The organism is Chimaeribacter californicus (genome assembly GCF_002858675.1).
In the GTDB taxonomy this organism is placed as follows: Bacteria; Pseudomonadota; Gammaproteobacteria; order Enterobacterales; family Enterobacteriaceae; genus Chimaeribacter; species Chimaeribacter californicus.
Map to the genome: position 1 here is coordinate 38,898 of NZ_PJZF01000014.1, position 16,779 is coordinate 55,676.

General features: G+C 58.4%; 14 protein-coding genes and 4 tRNA genes. 12 read left to right on the plus strand and 6 right to left on the minus strand.

Features of this window, described 5'->3' with window-relative positions:
• Positions 1–189: 189 nt before the first annotated feature.
• The 5 genes from thrP (at position 190) to CYR55_RS15350 (ending at position 2,198) form a co-directional block, all read left to right on the plus strand.
• Positions 190–1,584 carry a bifunctional threonine/serine APC transporter ThrP gene (gene thrP, locus CYR55_RS15330; protein WP_101817251.1) on the plus strand — a complete coding sequence of 465 codons (1,395 nt, stop codon included), beginning with the start codon at positions 190–192 and terminating at the stop codon, positions 1,582–1,584.
• Positions 1,585–1,727: 143 nt separating this feature from the next.
• Positions 1,728–1,804 (plus strand) — tRNA-Arg (locus CYR55_RS15335).
• A gap of 85 nt (positions 1,805–1,889) precedes the next feature.
• Positions 1,890–1,965 (plus strand) — tRNA-His (locus CYR55_RS15340).
• 13 nt (positions 1,966–1,978) lie between these two features.
• A tRNA-Leu gene (locus CYR55_RS15345) sits at positions 1,979–2,065 on the plus strand.
• A gap of 56 nt (positions 2,066–2,121) precedes the next feature.
• A tRNA-Pro gene (locus tag CYR55_RS15350) sits at positions 2,122–2,198 on the plus strand.
• A 219-nt stretch (positions 2,199–2,417) separates the two neighbouring features.
• Here CYR55_RS15350 and CYR55_RS15355 read toward each other — a convergent pair.
• The 6 genes from CYR55_RS15355 to hemC form a co-directional block, all read right to left on the minus strand.
• Positions 2,418–2,852 carry a hypothetical protein gene (locus tag CYR55_RS15355; RefSeq protein ID WP_101817252.1) on the minus strand — a complete coding sequence of 145 codons (435 nt, stop codon included), beginning with the start codon at positions 2,850–2,852 and terminating at the stop codon, positions 2,418–2,420.
• Positions 2,830–3,225: a polymorphic toxin type 44 domain-containing protein gene (locus CYR55_RS15360; RefSeq protein WP_165699612.1), complete on the minus strand. Its 396-nt coding sequence runs from the start codon at positions 3,223–3,225 to the stop codon at positions 2,830–2,832. The genes CYR55_RS15355 and CYR55_RS15360 overlap by 23 nt, the downstream gene beginning before the upstream one ends.
• A 699-nt stretch (positions 3,226–3,924) precedes the next feature.
• Positions 3,925–5,118 carry a protoheme IX biogenesis protein HemY gene (gene hemY / locus CYR55_RS15365; RefSeq protein WP_101817254.1) on the minus strand — a complete coding sequence of 398 codons (1,194 nt, stop codon included), beginning with the start codon at positions 5,116–5,118 and terminating at the stop codon, positions 3,925–3,927.
• A 3-nt stretch (positions 5,119–5,121) separates the two neighbouring features.
• Positions 5,122–6,249 carry a uroporphyrinogen-III C-methyltransferase gene (gene hemX / locus CYR55_RS15370; protein ID WP_101817255.1) on the minus strand — a complete coding sequence of 376 codons (1,128 nt, stop codon included), beginning with the start codon at positions 6,247–6,249 and terminating at the stop codon, positions 5,122–5,124.
• A gap of 22 nt (positions 6,250–6,271) precedes the next feature.
• Complete coding sequence (hemD, locus tag CYR55_RS15375; RefSeq protein ID WP_101817256.1) at positions 6,272–7,012, minus strand: uroporphyrinogen-III synthase; 741 nt, start codon at positions 7,010–7,012, stop codon at positions 6,272–6,274.
• Positions 7,009–7,950, minus strand: a complete 942-nt coding sequence (gene hemC, locus CYR55_RS15380; protein ID WP_101817257.1) for a hydroxymethylbilane synthase — start codon at positions 7,948–7,950, stop codon at positions 7,009–7,011. The genes hemD and hemC overlap by 4 nt, the downstream gene beginning before the upstream one ends.
• Positions 7,951–8,264: 314 nt before the next feature.
• Here hemC and CYR55_RS15385 point away from each other — a divergent pair, with 314 nt between their 5' ends.
• From CYR55_RS15385 to uvrD, 7 genes are all read left to right on the plus strand, one after another.
• A complete protein-coding gene (locus CYR55_RS15385; RefSeq protein ID WP_101817258.1) occupies positions 8,265–10,820 on the plus strand; it encodes a class I adenylate cyclase in 2,556 nt (851 codons plus the stop codon).
• Between the two features lie 159 nt (positions 10,821–10,979).
• Positions 10,980–11,174, plus strand: a complete 195-nt coding sequence (gene lptM / locus CYR55_RS23825; protein WP_101817259.1) for an LPS translocon maturation chaperone LptM — start codon at positions 10,980–10,982, stop codon at positions 11,172–11,174.
• A gap of 76 nt (positions 11,175–11,250) precedes the next feature.
• The gene (gene dapF / locus CYR55_RS15395; RefSeq protein WP_101817260.1) at positions 11,251–12,075 is read left to right on the plus strand and encodes a diaminopimelate epimerase; all 825 of its coding nucleotides are present in this window, start codon (positions 11,251–11,253) and stop codon (positions 12,073–12,075) included.
• On the plus strand, positions 12,072–12,776 hold the full coding sequence (locus CYR55_RS15400; RefSeq protein ID WP_101817261.1) for a DUF484 domain-containing protein: 705 nt from the start codon (positions 12,072–12,074) through the stop codon (positions 12,774–12,776). Before dapF ends, CYR55_RS15400 begins: the two co-directional genes overlap by 4 nt.
• Positions 12,773–13,699, plus strand: a complete 927-nt coding sequence (gene xerC, locus CYR55_RS15405) for a tyrosine recombinase XerC (RefSeq protein ID WP_101817262.1) — start codon at positions 12,773–12,775, stop codon at positions 13,697–13,699. The genes CYR55_RS15400 and xerC overlap by 4 nt, the downstream gene beginning before the upstream one ends.
• Positions 13,699–14,415, plus strand: coding sequence for a 5-amino-6-(5-phospho-D-ribitylamino)uracil phosphatase YigB (yigB, locus tag CYR55_RS15410; RefSeq protein WP_101817263.1), 717 nt, complete (start codon positions 13,699–13,701; stop codon positions 14,413–14,415). Before xerC ends, yigB begins: the two co-directional genes overlap by 1 nt.
• 86 nt (positions 14,416–14,501) lie before the next feature.
• On the plus strand, positions 14,502–16,664 hold the full coding sequence (gene uvrD / locus CYR55_RS15415) for a DNA helicase II (protein WP_101817264.1): 2,163 nt from the start codon (positions 14,502–14,504) through the stop codon (positions 16,662–16,664).
• Positions 16,665–16,779: the final 115 nt, after the last annotated feature.

Below are 16,779 nucleotides of genomic sequence, written 5' to 3' on the forward strand. Positions count from 1 at the left end.
GGCAAAATCCGGCAGGCACCTGCCGGACGGCGGCTGGGCCATTTCTTCCCTATCCTCTTTCTATAGGGAATCCCCGGCCCAGCCCACTTGCCCCAGGCGGCGTTACGCGGCCTTTTTCGGTCTACCACCAAAAAAATAACATTCCGGCCTGTCCGGAAGGCATACACAACACGCGAAAACAGAGGATCTATGGCGAGTCACGAAGAGAAAAAAGGGTTGCACCGGGGGTTGGAGGCACGGCATATCGAGCTGATTGCCCTGGGCGGCACCATTGGTGTCGGGCTGTTTATGGGGGCGGGCAGTACGTTGAAATGGGCGGGGCCGTCGGTTCTGCTGGCGTACATCGTCGCCGGGTTATTTGTGTTCTTTATCATGCGCGCCATGGGCGAAATGCTGCACCTGGAGCCGGTCGCCGGGTCGTTTGCTGTCTACGCGCATAAATACCTCAGCCCTTACTTTGGTTACCTGACAGCCTGGAGCTACTGGTTTATGTGGATTGCGGTGGGGATCTCCGAGATAACCGCCGTGGGCGTCTATGTGCAGTACTGGTTCCCCGATTTGCCGCAATGGGTGCCTGCCCTGGCGGCAATTGCGCTGGTGGCGTTGGCTAACCTGGCCGCGGTGAAACTCTACGGCGAATTTGAGTTCTGGTTTGCGCTGATCAAAGTCACCACCATTATTGTGATGATCGTAGTGGGGTTGGGCGTTATCTTCTTCGGCTTCGGCAACCATGGCCAGGCGCTGGGCTTTGAGAACCTCACCACTCACGGCGGCTTCTTCGCCGGTGGCTGGAAAGGCTTCCTGTTTGCGCTCTGTATTGTTGTCGCGTCCTATCAGGGCGTGGAGCTGGTCGGCATCACGGCCGGTGAAGCCAAAAACCCACAGGTGACGCTGAAGCGCGCCATCAACAACATCCTGTGGCGCATCCTGATTTTCTACGTCGGCGCGATCTTCGTCATCATTACTATTTTCCCGTGGAATGAGATCGGCACCCACGGCAGCCCGTTTGTGCTGACCTTCTCGAAGATCGGCATCACTGCGGCGGCCGGTATCATTAACTTTGTGGTGCTGACAGCGGCGCTCTCCGGTTGTAACAGCGGCATGTACAGCTGCGGGCGTATGCTCTATGCCCTGGCGAAAAACCGCCAACTGCCCGCGTTCCTGGGCCGCGTGTCAAAAGGCGGCGTGCCGGTGTATGGCATTGCCATCACCATTCTTTGCCTGCTGGCCGGCTCCTGCCTGAACTACATCATCCCGAACCCGGAGCAGGTGTTTGTGTACGTCTACAGTGCCAGCGTGCTGCCGGGCATGGTGCCGTGGTTCGTGGTGCTGGTCAGCCAGCTGAAATTCCGTGCGGTGCATAAGCAGGCATTGAAAACCCATCCATTTAAGTCGCTGCTGTTCCCATACGCCAACTACCTGACCATCGCTTTCCTGCTTTGTGTGCTGGTAGGGATGGGAATTAACCCGGATACGCGTATTTCTCTGCTGGTAGGGGGCATTTTTATTGCCGCCGTCTCCTTAATTTACGTTGGCGCAGGCATGCATAAACGCCGGGATGCGTTGAAAAACAGCGCAGAATAGCAGGGCAGGGGCGGGATTAAAGGCTTTAGCGCTCACTTTTAGGACGAAACGCACAAACTCTAAGCAGACGCGATATTTCTTCTAAAAAAGCACTAGACAGCCCAGCACTAAAGCCGTAATATCCCGCCCCGCAACGGCGCTAAGCGCCCGTAGCTCAGCTGGATAGAGCGCTGCCCTCCGGAGGCAGAGGTCTCAGGTTCGAATCCTGTCGGGCGCACCATTAAGTTTGTGTGCAAGAGCTGCGGTGGACACTTTCTTCGGAAAGAACGTACCGCGTGAAGTAGCAGTAAAGCAGTAATGTGATGGTGGCTATAGCTCAGTTGGTAGAGCCCTGGATTGTGATTCCAGTTGTCGTGGGTTCGAGTCCCATTAGCCACCCCAGATTTGTGGCGATGCGAAGGTGGCGGAATTGGTAGACGCGCTAGCTTCAGGTGTTAGTGTCCTTACGGACGTGAGGGTTCAAGTCCCTCTCTTCGCACCACACAAACAACATCTCAGATGTTGTTGAAGTAAGAAGTAAAAACAGCAGTAAAAAATCGGCGAGTAGCGCAGCTTGGTAGCGCAACTGGTTTGGGACCAGTGGGTCGGAGGTTCGAATCCTCTCTCGCCGACCACATTCAGAATAACCCCGCTCTGCGGGGTTTTTCGCTTTCTGATATCCGCAAAAGTGTTCCGGATTTTATTGCCCGACCTTTACCGGCATGCCACTGTTTTAGCCGGATGGTTTGGGACTATATTTGGGACTATGTGCGCGTAGTCCGATTGTGGCGTAGTCCCATCCTGCGACAACAGGCGGATGATAGGGCGACAACAGCAAAACCCTTCTCTTACCTTTACCTAATCTGATAATTAATATGCGCAGTCATGGTCTGATCGGCGTCCTGGTAATATACCTTGCGGCTTAACGAGAAAACCTCGCCACTGTAGGTGACCTCAACCCGATTTTCATTATCAGCATGGATAGCAGAAATAGTGCCGGTTCCCGCCAGAAAAAGCATATCTGCATTGAGATGTTTCACTATTTCGCGCTCGCTGCCCTTAATCTCTTGTCCCAAATAATAACGGTAAATAATGGGAACCGTTGCGTCGCCACGACGATTCTCAGTCATATAAAGCCACAACTGATTGTTCAACTGGTAAGTATGCTGTAATTCATCTTCCGCGTCAGAAGCGACGCCAGGATGCATAAACCAGCACCCCGCAACCAGAACCAGCAGCACCAGGGTGACAAAACCATGTACCCATCTAATAGCCGTTTTGAATGGCATAGGCTATTCCTTCCCGGATATTTCGCTGGTCGGTGGGATCATCACCGTACGGGGGCTTCTGATGCCATTTCCCCCATTCTGGTTTTGATGTTCCAGCGCGTATTTGCGCATAACCTGCTCCCATAAGTAATGTCTCTGCAGGTATGCCTGCTGCCGTCCCTGCGGCACCAAAATTGAAATTCCCAAAGGCTGCCCAGTAAAGGTCGAATTGCTTATAGTCCCAAGGCCCTTTGTTTCTGACTTTTTGATAAAACCAGTAATAGGTGCCCGCTGTAGCCATGTTCCGGGACATTCCATGTTGACGGGCCTCCCTCATATTATTATGGATAATTTTTACGCCCGAAGCCGGGCCTGACAAGGGTATTGATGCCATAGGCGATAACCTTTTATTTAGTGTGTATTAAAGGCTTACGGTATCAATAATCAACTTGCCAAAATTATTAAATATTTAAGACTAATTTGTTTAAAATCAATGTAATAACAATATCGTCAGATGGCCAGGCTAAGCAGGACTGCGTTTTTATTCTTCATTTTTTCTGTGTCGTTTTTAGCAAGTGAGAAGAGAAGCTCTGTCGTTAATAAGTGACATATATCCTTTTGAATTAAAATAGAAAACAGAGAATGCTTAATGGGTGTCGTTCTCGGGCGACAAAACTCGGTTAAAAGCAAAAGCGGTATTACCGAGGCTGACAATTCCTTCTTTATTTTTTATAAATAATTTATAATATTTTCAATAAGTTATAATTAATTATAACATGCAAATGAAAACTGGCACGTGATATGCAATACTTAAGGTGTAGATGCTCATTCACCCTGTTATGACTGCTTCGGCTTCATAAAACCTGGAATGATGCAGAGCCAATTTCGGTACCTAGTGTCCACCTTATCGATAACACCTGTTATCACCAAGCGGACATAACGTTGAGTGAGGTACCACCCCCGGTTGTCCTAGACCTGAATTTGCTTGTTTCAACACTTGTCCCGGCGGGCAAGTGTTTTTTTTTGCCTGTATGTCAGGCGCAGACGTAAAAAAGGCTCCCATCGGGAGCCTTTCGGTTAACGGCTGGGGCAATTACTCCTCCGGGCGTTGCAGCGTGAGGTGCAGGCCTTCGCGGCGCAGTTGGGCGGCTTCTTCAGGCTTATGCAGCTTGTCCAGCGTGTCGGCCAGCCAGGCGTAATCATAGCCGTCCGGGCGCTCTGCCAGCGCGGCACGGAAACACTCACTCGCCGCCTGCCATTCGCCATGTTTCATCAGCATCTGGCCCAGCGTGCTGTTCAGCAACGGGGTCGCACCATGCTGTTTGATCTGCTGGCGCAAGACTTTTTCCAGCTGTTCAGGGTTGCCGGATTTCAGGCGCGGCATCAGCAGCACCAGGCGTTCATCGTAGTGACGCTTCAGCCCATCCAGCAGCACTTCCTGCGCCATATCATGATCGTTACAGGCGATCAGGTTTTCCGTCATCGCAACTTGCAAGGCGGTATCGTGGCGGGTTTTGCGGTTCTGCGCTTTCCACCAGCGTTTCAGGCCGTCGCTGCCCTCTTTCGCCATCGCTTCGTTCATCAGGCCGATATAGGCCTTCTCGCGCAAGGCCTGGAGATGGGCATCGTCATACAGGTGGATTTTCGCCATCGACGGGATAATCTCCAGCAAGGCATCGTAGGCTCCGCTGCGCAGGTAAGCCTGCTCGGCCAGCCGCAACACTTCCGGATGACGCGGCGCCTGGCCCACCAGATTATCCACCCCGTGGCGGGCAGCATGGATTTCACCCTGCGCCAGCTGGATGCGCACGCGGGTGATGTCCACCGGCAGTTGATCGTTATCGGCAATCTCCGCTGCACGCTCCAGATACTGGTTGGTGCGGAAATCATCCCCGCGCTGTTGTGCGGCTTCCGCCGCCAGCAGGTAGTTCACCACCGGTTGCTCGGCATGGTCGGCATGGCGGGTCAGCAGTTTTTCTGCCTGACGGTGATCGCCCTCTGCCAGTTTCACCAGCGCGGCCTGCGTCTGTTTGTGGGCTTTAGAGCGTTTGCGGCCGCGGAACCAGCGACGGGTACGCACGCCGGTGCGGAAAATGCGGCGCAGAATCCATTCGATGATGAACAGCGCCACAAACAGCAGCACGGCCATGATCACCAGGCCGGTCACGCTGGTTTCAACGTTGTAGTTATCGGTCTGGATCAGGACGTAGCCCTGATGCCCGGCCAGCAGCGGCCCGACGATCACGCCGGCAATCAGGATGAGGAACAGCACTAAAACACGAATCATGTTTTAGCCCTCCTGGCTGGCAGCGGCCGGCGCTTGCGCCAGCAGGTTACGGACGCGGGTCTGCATCAGTTTTTCCAGCATCGGCTGGCTTTTCAGTTCCGCAGGCACATCCATCGAAATAGATTGCTGGCTCAGGTTATCCAGATCGTCCAGGAAGGCTTTGGTGGCTGGGTCATTGGCATCAAAGTAAGAGCGCACCCAGCCGGAAACCGTCTCCAGCGACTGTTTGTACACTTCATTCTGGTGGCGCGGCACCGCCTGGGCGGCCACTAACAGACGCGAGCGGATGTTCTCACGCAGGTAAACATCCTGGTTCGGGGCCAGCAGCGGCTCGGCGCTGGTATCACGGCGACGGATGGTGATGAAGTCATCCATAAAGTTGTGCCAGCTTTTGGTCAGGTTCTGGCGCCACTCTGACAGCGAGGCTGACAGCGTACTGCTGTCTTCATCCATTGGCGAATCATCGGTGTTGTCATCCGCCAGGCGCAGGTTATCCACCTGATTGGAGAGCTGGTTTACTTTCAGAATAATGCCGTCGAAATCCACCTGCGATACCACTGACAGGGTGCTGACATCCTCGGTGATGGCGCGGCGCACCTCCAGCAGGCTGGGGTCGTTCATGTCTGCCAGGCTGGCGTCAGCGCTTTTCAGCAGCGCCGCAGCAGTGGTGACGTCCTGATCGCTCCAGAGCTTGCGGCCGGCCAGTTTGACCAGAAAATCAGCCTGCGCCAGCAGCCAGGTTTTGGCATCACTGCCGGAGATGGTGGCAACTTTCTCCTGCAACTCATTCAGCTGACGGCCCAACGCCGCCTGTTGCTGATCGGCGTTTTGCAGCGCGCTGGCCTGCTGCTGCAACAGTGTCCCTTGTTGCTGCTTATCCTGCTGCTGGCTCTGTTGCAACGCGGCTAACTGTGTACGCAGGGCCTCATTCTCTGCCCGTTGCGCGCTGGCCTGCTGTTGCCCGTGGTAGTAAAGGCCCGCACCCAGGGCGAGTGCCAGCGCAATGGCTACGGCACCCAACACCACGCCGGTACGTTGCGCTTTACGGGGTTCAGCATCTGGCTGGAGGGGTGTCTCCACCGCTGGCGTGATCTCATCTTCCGGCGCGGATGGGGTTTTTTGTTCCGTCATGTTGGCACATCCCATAGTCAGGTTATTGTAGCGCGCGGATCAGCGCGTCATTATCGGCATTGTCAGCAACACGGACATCCTGCCAGCCAAGCCGGCGCGCCAGTGTTGCCAGGCGTTCGCTGACCACGACCAGGTTGCAGCGCAGCAACCATGAAGTCCGATAGTAATCAGGAACTAAAGTATAGAGCTGTTGTAACATTTCACCGCTGGTGACCACCAGCCTGCTGACCCCGGTGCGCTGCCAGTGGGCGCTCTGCTCACTGCCGTTATAGTGGATCGGGCTGCGCTGGTAGCATTCGCAGTAGCTGACGTCGGCCCCGCGCTCCGCCAGGGTTGCGGCCAGTAATTCCCGCCCACCGTTGCCGCGTAAAATCAGCGCCTTTTTGCCCGCCACCTGTTGCAGGTCGGGCAGGCGGAGCAGGGTTTCACTGGTTTCGCTGCCCGGCGGGTAGGTGACCGGCAGGCCGGTGAGGGTATGCAGTTTCAGGCCGGTGGTGCGGCCGATGGCATAATAATGAAGGGCCGGCGGCCAGGCCATGCCGCGAAGGGTCAGGGCATGGTGGGCGTAACCCACCACATGTTGCGACAGGATAAACACCAGATCGCCCGGCGCGCACGCCGCCAGCCGATCCGGCAGGGTGGCCACGTCCCGCCCCGGGGTAAACTCAATCAGCGGCGCGTGATACGCGGCCAGGCCAAGCTGGCGTAACCGGCTGACCAACTGTTCGCCTGACGGGGAAGGGCGGGTCACCAGAATGGTCATGCAGGCGGGTTCCCCTGATAGACCTCGGCGAGGATCTCACGCGCGCCGCGCGAAAGCAGCTCTTCGGCCAGGTCGATGCCCATCTGCTCGGCGTCTGCGGCGCTGCCGTGGCGCTCACCGCGCACGATCTCGCTGCCGTCCGGCGCGCCGACCAGCGCACGCAGCCAGAGGCGATCGCCTTCCAGCACCGCGTAGCTGCCGATCGGCACCTGGCAACCACCTTCCAGGCGGGTGTTCATCGCCCGTTCGGCACGGACGCGGATGTCCGTTTCCGTGTGGTTCAGCGGCGCCAGCAGGGCGCGGGTGACGCTGTCGTCCAGCCGGCACTCGATACCCACCGCGCCCTGGCCCACTGCCGGCAAACACTCTTCCGGCGAGATGGCATTACGGATGCGTGATTCCAGCCCCAGGCGTTTCAGCCCGGCCACCGCGAGGATGATGGCGTCATACTGGCCGCTGTCGAGTTTCGCAAGCCGGGTGCCGACGTTGCCGCGCAAGTCGCGGATCACCAGGTCCGGGCGCATTTCACGCAACTGGCACTGGCGGCGCAGGCTGGAGGTGCCGACCACGCTGCCCGGCGGCAGGTGCGCCAGGCTTTCAAAATTCGGGGAGACGAAGGCGTCACGCGGGTCGTCGCGCTCGCAGATGGTCACCAGCCCCAGGCCTTCCGGGAAGGCAACCGGCACATCTTTCATGGAATGCACGGCGATGTCTGCGCGGTTTTCCAGCAGGGCCAGCTCCAGCTCTTTAACGAACAGCCCTTTGCCGCCCACTTTCGCCAGCGGTGTATCAAGAATAATGTCGCCGCGTGTCACCATCGGCACCAGCTCGACGCGCAGGCCGGGGTGGGCTGCCTCCAGGCAGTGTTGAACGTAGTGAGCCTGCCACAGGGCCAGCGGACTTTGACGGGTGGCAATCCGGATAATTTTGTCTAACATGCTTGTTACCGTTTTACGATTTCGCCCACATCCTACCATCTACCGGGGAAAGCTGTCAGCGGAAGAAGCCCCGGTATGCCGGGAAGAGATTGGTCAGAACGGCACGCCCAACAGGTTTTACATGACATGGCGGGTGGAGAAGAGTATACAAAGGGACCAGAATAAGTCTGGTGCTATACTTTCTTTACGGTCAATCAGCAAGGTGTTAAATTGATCACGTTTCCAGCAATTACCTGTCAATTATTCGTCTAAAACAGAGACAGGGTGGAAAACGGGGATTTTAAAAGACACTGGGATAAATCAGGCGAAACGTCTTGTACCTCTACATTGAGACACTCAAGCAGAGACTGGATGCGATCAACCAATTGCGTGTCGATCGCGCCCTGGCGGCCACCGGGCCGGTTTTCCAACAGGTCTACAGTCTGCTGCCGATCTTATTGCATTACCACCACCCTCTGATGCCCGGCTACCTTGAAGGCAGCGTTCCATGCGGCATTTGCCTGTTCACGCCTGATGAAAAGCAATCGCGTTATCTTGCTGATTTAGAAGAAAAAATCGGCAAACCTCTGGATAAGACCCCCCATGGCGAATTGCCGGTAACGGCCCTTTACACCATGGGCAGCACCTCCTCAATCGGCCAGAGCGACAGCTCAGACCTCGACATCTGGGTCTGCCACCAATCCTGGCTCGACCCGGAAGAGCGCCAGCGCCTGCAACAGAAATGCAGCCTGCTGGAGGCCTGGGCCGCCGATCTGGGCATTGAAGTCAGCTTCTTCCTGATTGATGAGAACCGCTTCCGCCACAATGAGAGCGGCAGCCTGGGCGGTGAGGATTGCGGTTCCACCCAACATATTCTGTTGCTGGATGAGTTCTACCGCAGCGCGGTACGGCTGGCCGGCAAGCGCATTTTGTGGAACATGGTGCCGTGCGAGGAAGAGAGCAATTATGACGACTACGTCATGTCGCTTTACGCGCAGGGCGCGCTGACGCCGAATGAGTGGCTGGATCTCGGCGGCCTGAGCACGCTGTCAGCGGAAGAGTATTTCGGTGCCAGCCTGTGGCAGCTCTATAAAAGCATCGACTCGCCCTACAAGGCGGTGCTGAAAACCCTGCTGCTGGAAGCCTATTCCTGGGAGTACCCACAGACCCAACTGCTGGCGATGGACATCAAACGCCGCCTGCACGATGGGGAGATCGTCTCTTTCGGGCTGGACGCCTACTGCATGATGCTGGATCGCGTGACCCGTTACCTGACGGCGATTGAGGATGAAACCCGCCTCGATCTGGTGCGCCGCTGCTTCTACCTGAAAGTGTGCGAAAAGTTGTCACAGGGGCGCGAATGCGTGGGCTGGCGGCGTGAAATTCTGGTGCAGCTGGTGCAGGAGTGGGGCTGGAGCAGCGAGAAGCTGGCGATTCTGGACAACCGCAACAACTGGAAAATCGGCCGGGTACGCGAGGCGCATAACGAACTGCTGGATGCGATGATGCAGAGCTACCGCAACCTGATCCGTTTCGCCCGCCGCAATAATTTAAGCGTCAGCGCCAGCCCGCAGGACATCGGCGTACTGACCCGCAAACTCTACGCCGCCTTTGAGGCACTGCCGGGCAAAGTGACGCTGGTAAACCCACAGATTTCGCCGGATCTGTCAGAAAACGATCTGACCTTTATCCATGTCCCGGTGGGCCGTGCCAACCGCACCGGCTGGTATCTCTATAACCAGGCGCCGTCGATGGATGCCATCATCAGCCACCAGCCGCTGGAATATAACCGCTACCTGAACAAGCTGGTGGCGTGGGCTTATTTCAACGGTTTGCTGACGCCGCGCACCCGCCTGCATATTAAAGGCGGCAGCCTGTGTGATATCGCCAAATTGCAGGAGCTGGTGGCGGATGTGTCGCACCACTTCCCGCTGCGCCTGCCGGCCCCGACGCCGAAAGCGCTCTACAGCCCGTGTGAGATCCGCCATCTGGCGATTATCGTCAATCTCGAGCACGACCCGACTGCGGCGTTCCGCAACCAGGTGGTGCATTTTGATTTCCGCAAACTTGACGTGTTCAGTTTCGGCCAGCAGCAGCAGTGCCTGGTGGGCAGTATTGACCTGCTCTACCGCAACTCCTGGAACGAGGTGCGGACGCTGCATTTCAGCGGCGAACAGGCGGTGCTGGAAGCGCTGAAAACCATCCTCGGCAAAATGCACCAGGATGCCGCGCCGCCGGAGTCAGTGGAAGTCTTCTGTTACAGCCAGCACCTGCGCGGGCTTATCCGCACGCGCCTGCAACAGCTGGTGTCCGAATGCATTGAGCTGCGTCTTTCCAGCACCCGGCACGAGCCGGGGCGCTTCAAGGCGGTGCGGGTGTCCGGCCAGACCTGGGGGCTGTTCTTTGAGCGCTTAAGCGTTTCCGTCCAGAAGCTGGAAAACGCGGTGGAATTTTACGGGGCCATCTCCAACAACAAGCTGCATGGCCTGTCCGTGAAGATGGAGTCCGATCAGGTGCACCTGCCGGCGGTGGTGGACGGCTACGCCAGCGAAGGCATTATCCAGTTCTTCTTTGAAGACTCGCCGGATGACCGCGGCTTCAACATCTATATTCTTGATGAGTCGAACAGGATTGAGGTGTTCCATCACTGTGAAGGCAGCAAAGAGGAGCTGGTAAAGGATGTCAGCCGTTTTTACTCCTCCTCCCATGACCGCTTCACGTACGGCTCCAGCTTTATTAACTTCAACCTGCCGCAGTTCTACCAGATCGTGGTACTTGAGGGGCGCAAGCAGGTGATCCCGTTCCGCAGCAAGGCGCTCACCGCGCTGAACCTGGCCGTAAACAACGATGCATTGCCGCAGTCGCTGAAGCAGTTTTACCAGCTGCATTAATGCCTGCCACCGCTCTGGAAAAGGGTCCGGCTTGCCGGGCCCTTTTTTATGGCGCACCCGCGAAAGCAATGCCGCCGCTCAGATGCAATTCCTATTGCTTTTCATGATCCACCTGCGATTATAGAGAGCTTGGACGCACGAAACACAGGCATCAATAGAATGAAAAAACAATTACGCTGGGCGCTGGCTGCGGTCACGTTGCTGGGGCTTTCCGGCTGTGGCCTGAAAGGCCCGCTCTATTTCCCCCCGGCGGAAAAGCCAAAGGCCGCCACCTCACCCTCCACCGGTGAAGGGCAGCGAAACCAACAATCATCGTCCGGTACGCAGAGCACCTCATCGTCTGCCGGTATGTAACAGGGTGGCTCAGGCAGGCGCGGCCTGCCAGGCGCACCCGGCGTCCGGAATTCGCCGGCAGTAAGCGGAGTAAGATATGCAGTTCTCCAAAATGCATGGGCTGGGCAACGACTTCATGGTTGTTGATGCCGTAACACAGAACGTTTATTTCTCACCCGACCTGATCCGGCGGCTGGCCGATCGTCATACCGGCGTCGGCTTTGACCAGCTGTTGATTGTCGAACCGCCCTACGACCCGGAGCTGGATTTCCATTACCGCATCTTTAATGCTGACGGCAGTGAAGTGGCCCAGTGCGGCAACGGCGCCCGCTGCTTCGCCCGCTTTGTCCGCCTGAAAGGGCTGACCAATAAACGCGACATCCGCGTCAGCACCCAGACCGGCCGCATGGTACTGAGCGTGACGGAAAATGACGACGTCTGTGTGAACATGGGCGAGCCGAATTTCGAGCCGCAAGGAGTACCGTTCCGCGCCGCCAAAGCGGAAAAAACCTATATCCTGCGCGCCGCGGAGAAAACTATCCTGTGCGGCGTGGTGTCGATGGGCAACCCGCACTGCGTGCTGCAGGTAGAAGATGTGCTGACCGCTGAGGTGGAAACCCTGGGGCCGGTGCTGGAAAACCATGACCGCTTCCCGGAGCGCGTGAACGTCGGCTTTATGCAGGTAGTCAGCCGCGATCACATCAAGCTGCGCGTGTTTGAGCGCGGGGCCGGTGAAACCCAGGCCTGCGGCAGCGGCGCCTGTGCGGCGGCAGCCGTCGGTATTCTTCAGGAGCTGCTTACCGAAAGCGTGCTGGTGGAGTTGCCGGGCGGCAACCTGAACATCCGCTGGAAGGGGCCGGGCCACCCGCTGTTTATGACCGGGCCGGCCACCCATGTATATGACGGGTTCATTCATTTATGAGTAATGCAGACGATCAGGCGACCGCCGTCGCTGACCTTAACGATGAGCGGGTGATGCACTATCTGCTGCAACATCCTGATTTCTTTATCCGCAACGCACGCCGCGTGGAGCAGCTGCGGGTGCCGCACCCGGTGCGCGGGTCGGTGTCGCTGGTAGAGTGGCAGCTTGGCCGCCAGCGCAACCAGATACGCCACCTGGAAGAAGAGATCACCCTGCTGATGGAGCAGGCCACGGTGAACGAGTCACTGTTTGGCCGCCTGATTCAGCTACAGGCCGATCTGGCCGGCGCCGAAAGTTTACAGGATATGCTCGACCGCCTGCACCGCTGGGCGCGCAGCCTCGGGCTGGCCGGGGCACATGTCCGCCTCTTCTCTGAAAGCTGGAAACTGGGCGCGCCGTCGCACTTTACCCATCTGGGGCTGTCGCGCATGGCGTTCGAGGCGTTCCGCATTCCCCGCATGGGCGAGGATAACCACTTCCTCGGCAGCCTCACCGGCCCGGAATTGCTGCTGCTGTTGCCGCAGGCGAAGCAGGTCGGTTCGGTTGCGCTGTCGCTGATGGGGGAACAGGGCGGGCTGGGGATGCTGATCTTCAGCAGCCGTGATCCGCATCACTACCATACCGGCATGGGCACCGTGATGCTCGACCAGCTGGCGCGCATGTTGCCCGGCCTGCTGGCACGCTGGGTGGAACGCGCATGACCGGCGCAGCGGGCGATACCCTGTTCCCGGCGCTCAGTGAACCGGTGGAACGCTTCCTGCGCTTCCTGAAAAACGAACGGCAGCTCAGCCCGCTGACAATTAAAAGTTATCACCATGAACTTGCCGTACTGGTAGAGATGGCCGCCAAAGCCGGCGTGCAGGCGTGGCCGCAGCTTGACCCGGCCCGCGTACGATCACTGGCCGCCAACAGCAAACGCAGCGGCCTGAAAGCCGCCAGCCTGGCGTTGCGGATGTCCGCGTTGCGCAGTTTCCTGGACTGGATGGTCAGCCAGGGCGCGTTGCCGGCCAACCCTGCCAAAGGCATCTCCACGCCGCGCGCGGCACGCCACCTGCCGAAAAACATGGACGTGGACGAAGTTGATAAGCTGCTCTCCATCGATTTCAATGACCCACTGGCAATCCGCGACCGGGCGATGCTGGAGATCATGTACGGTGCCGGGCTGCGTCTGGCGGAAACGGTGGGCATTGACTGCCGCCATGTTGACCGCGTGGGCGGCGAAGTGTGGGTGCTGGGCAAGGGCAGCAAAGAGCGCAAAGTGCCGATCGGCAAGACCGCACTTGAGTGGCTGGAAAAGTGGCTGGCGCTGCGTGACCAGTTCGGCCCCTTGGATGACGCGCTGTTCCTGTCGAAACAGGGGAAACGCATCTCGGCGCGCAACGTGCAGAAACGCTTTGCCGAGTGGGGCATCAAACAGGGGGTGAACAGCCATATTCACCCGCATAAATTGCGCCACTCGTTTGCCACACATATGCTGGAGTCGAGCGGCGATCTGCGCGCGGTGCAGGAGCTGCTCGGTCACGCCAACCTTTCTACCACCCAGATCTATACTCATCTCGACTTCCAGCATCTGGCATCGGTGTATGATGCCGCGCACCCGCGAGCCAAACGAGGAAAATCCTGATGATCGTCTATCGTCCGTTACAGGCCATTTCGGCCCTTACCTTCGATCTGGATGACACGCTGTATGACAACGTGCCGGTGATCCGCCGCACCGAGCAGGAGTCGATGAACTTCCTGCGCGGCTACCATCCGCTGCTGGCGGAAGTGGAATCCGGCCACTTCCAGCAGCTGCGTGCCGAATTGCGGCAACAGGAGCCGGAGATTTACCACGATGTTACCCAGTGGCGCTGGCGGGCGGTGCACCTGGGCCTGACCCGGCTGGGGCTGAGTGACGCAGACGCGACACAGGGCGCAGACGAGGCGATGGCGCATTTTGCCCAGTGGCGCAGCCGGATTGAGGTGCCGCAGGAGACGCACGACACCCTGAAGGCGCTGGCGGCGCGCTGGCCGCTGGTGGCAGTGACCAACGGCAATGCCGATCCGGCGGCTTTTGGGCTGAGTGACTATTTTGAATGTGTGCTGCGCTCCGGGCCGCATGGCCGCGCCAAGCCGTATGAAGATATGTACCACCTGGCAGCGCGCCAGCTCGACCTGCCGCTGCGTGAAATCCTGCACGTCGGGGATGACCTCACCACCGACGTGGCCGGATCGGTGCGCTGCGGCATGCAATCCTGCTGGATTAACCTGCGCGAAGGCAATCTGATGAAAATCCGCGACGCGCGCTTATTGCCCCATATCGAGATTTCGCGGTTGGCTTCGCTGACAGCATTGTTATAATCCTCTGCAATTCTGTATATATCCCCAGTGAAATGCCCGGCATCTTATTGCCCGGCGTTTTCTCCTTACCCAGACAGACGGTGCCTATGGACGTTTCTGACCTGCTCGACAGCCTGAATGATAAACAACGCGAAGCCGTGGCGGCGCCACGCAGCAACCTGTTGGTGTTGGCCGGCGCGGGCAGCGGCAAAACGCGGGTGCTGGTGCACCGCATCGCCTGGCTGCTCTCCGTGGAGAATTGCTCACCCTATTCAATTATGGCGGTGACCTTCACCAACAAAGCGGCGGCCGAAATGCGCCACCGCATTGAGCACCTGATCGGCACCAGCCAGGGCGGCATGTGGATCGGCACCTTCCACGGGCTGGCGCACCGCCTGCTGCGCGCCCACCATCTGGATGCGCGGCTGCCGCAGGATTTCCAAATCCTCGACAGCGAAGACCAGCTGCGCCTGCTCAAGCGCCTGATCAAGGCGATGAACCTGGATGAGAAGCAGTGGCCGGCGCGCCAGGCGATGTGGTACATCAACGGCAAAAAAGATGACGGCCTGCGCCCGCACCATATCGAGAGCTACGGCAACCCGGTGGAGCAGACCTGGCTGCGCGTCTATCAGGCATATCAGGAGGCGTGCGACCGCGCCGGGCTGGTGGATTTCGCCGAGCTGCTGCTGCGCGCCCATGAGCTGTGGCTCAACAAACCGCATATCCTCAACCACTACCGCGAGCGCTTCACCAACATTCTGGTGGATGAGTTCCAGGACACCAACAGCATCCAGTATGCCTGGATCCGTTTGCTGGCCGGGGATCAGGCCAATGTGATGATTGTCGGCGACGATGACCAGTCCATTTACGGCTGGCGCGGCGCGCAGGTGGAGAACATCCAGCGCTTCCTCAAAGACTTCCCGAAGGCGGAAACCATCCGCCTGGAGCAGAATTACCGCTCCACCAGTAACATCCTGACCGCCGCCAACACCCTGATCGCCAACAACAACGGGCGGATGGGCAAAAACCTCTGGACGGAAGACGCCGAGGGCGAGCGTATCTCGATCTACTGCGCGTTCAACGAACTGGATGAAGCGCGTTTCGTGGTGAACCGCATCAAAACCTGGCAGGAAACGGGTAACGCGCTGAATGACTGCGCGATCCTCTACCGCAGCAACGCCCAGTCGCGCGTGCTGGAAGAGGCGCTGTTACAGGTGTCGATGCCGTACCGCATCTACGGCGGGATGCGCTTCTTCGAACGGCAGGAGATCAAGGATTCGCTGGCATACCTGCGCCTGATCGCCAACCGCAATGACGACGCCGCCTTTGAGCGCGTGGTGAATACGCCGACCCGCGGCATCGGCGACCGCACCATTGACGTGGTGCGCCAGACGGCGCGTGAGCGCCAGCTGACGCTGTGGCAATCGACCCGCGCCCTGTTGCAGGAGAAGGCGCTGGCAGGCCGGGCCGCCTCGGCGCTGCAACGCTTTACCGAGCTGGTGGATGCGCTGGCGCATGACACCAGCGAGATGCCGCTGCATGTGCAGACTGACCGGGTGATCAAGGATTCCGGCCTGTGGATGATGTACGAGCAGGAGAAGGGCGAGAAGGGCCAGGCGCGCATCGAAAACCTTGAGGAACTGGTCAACGCCACGCGCCAGTACAGTTATCAGGATGAAAATGAAGACCTGATGCCGTTGCAGGCGTTTCTCTCCCACGCCGCGCTGGAAGCGGGCGAAGGGCAGGCGGACGCCTATCAGGACGCCGTGCAGCTGATGACGCTGCACTCCGCGAAAGGGCTGGAGTTTAAGCAGGTGTTTATCGTCGGCATGGAAGAGGGCATGTTCCCAAGTCAGATGGCGCTGGACGAAGGTGGGCGGCTCGAAGAGGAGCGGCGGCTGGCCTACGTGGGCGTCACGCGCGCGATGCAGAAACTCACGCTGACCTACGCCGAAACGCGCCGCCTGTACGGCAAAGAGGTGTTCCACCGGCCATCGCGTTTCATCGCGGAGCTGCCGGAGAACTGCATTGAAGAGGTGCGGCTGCGCGCCAGCGTCTCACGCCCGGTCAACACCCGCCGCATGGGCGCGCCGGTGATGGAAAATGACAGCGGCTACAGCCTCGGCCAGCGTGTGCGCCACCCGAAATTTGGTGAAGGCACCATTATCAATCTGGAAGGCAGCGGCGATCACAGCCGGTTGCAGATCGCCTTTAACGGCGAAGGTATCAAGTGGCTGGTGGCCGCTTATGCCCGGCTCGAGACCGTATAATCCCCGCCTGGCCGGAAGCCCGCTGCCGCGCGGTGCCCGGCCTTTCCCCTGCGCCCCCGGCCGGTGAATGTTTGTTGCACATTAACTGCCGGGCGGCGGTTGACAGTCTTTTTCG

Coding starts and splice junctions, on each gene's coding strand:
- hemD (WP_101817256.1), bottom strand. CDS start 7,012: ATGACCATTCTGGTGACCCGCCCTTCCCCGTCAGGCGAACAGTTGGTC.
- dapF (WP_101817260.1), top strand. CDS start 11,251: ATGCAGTTCTCCAAAATGCATGGGCTGGGCAACGACTTCATGGTTGTT.
- xerC (WP_101817262.1), top strand. CDS start 12,773: ATGACCGGCGCAGCGGGCGATACCCTGTTCCCGGCGCTCAGTGAACCG.
- uvrD (WP_101817264.1), top strand. CDS start 14,502: ATGGACGTTTCTGACCTGCTCGACAGCCTGAATGATAAACAACGCGAA.
- yigB (WP_101817263.1), top strand. CDS start 13,699: ATGATCGTCTATCGTCCGTTACAGGCCATTTCGGCCCTTACCTTCGAT.
- CYR55_RS15400 (WP_101817261.1), top strand. CDS start 12,072: ATGAGTAATGCAGACGATCAGGCGACCGCCGTCGCTGACCTTAACGAT.
- lptM (WP_101817259.1), top strand. CDS start 10,980: ATGAAAAAACAATTACGCTGGGCGCTGGCTGCGGTCACGTTGCTGGGG.
- hemY (WP_101817254.1), bottom strand. CDS start 5,118: ATGATTCGTGTTTTAGTGCTGTTCCTCATCCTGATTGCCGGCGTGATC.
- thrP (WP_101817251.1), top strand. CDS start 190: ATGGCGAGTCACGAAGAGAAAAAAGGGTTGCACCGGGGGTTGGAGGCA.
- hemC (WP_101817257.1), bottom strand. CDS start 7,950: ATGTTAGACAAAATTATCCGGATTGCCACCCGTCAAAGTCCGCTGGCC.
- hemX (WP_101817255.1), bottom strand. CDS start 6,249: ATGACGGAACAAAAAACCCCATCCGCGCCGGAAGATGAGATCACGCCA.
- CYR55_RS15355 (WP_101817252.1), bottom strand. CDS start 2,852: ATGCCATTCAAAACGGCTATTAGATGGGTACATGGTTTTGTCACCCTG.
- CYR55_RS15360 (WP_165699612.1), bottom strand. CDS start 3,225: ATGGCATCAATACCCTTGTCAGGCCCGGCTTCGGGCGTAAAAATTATC.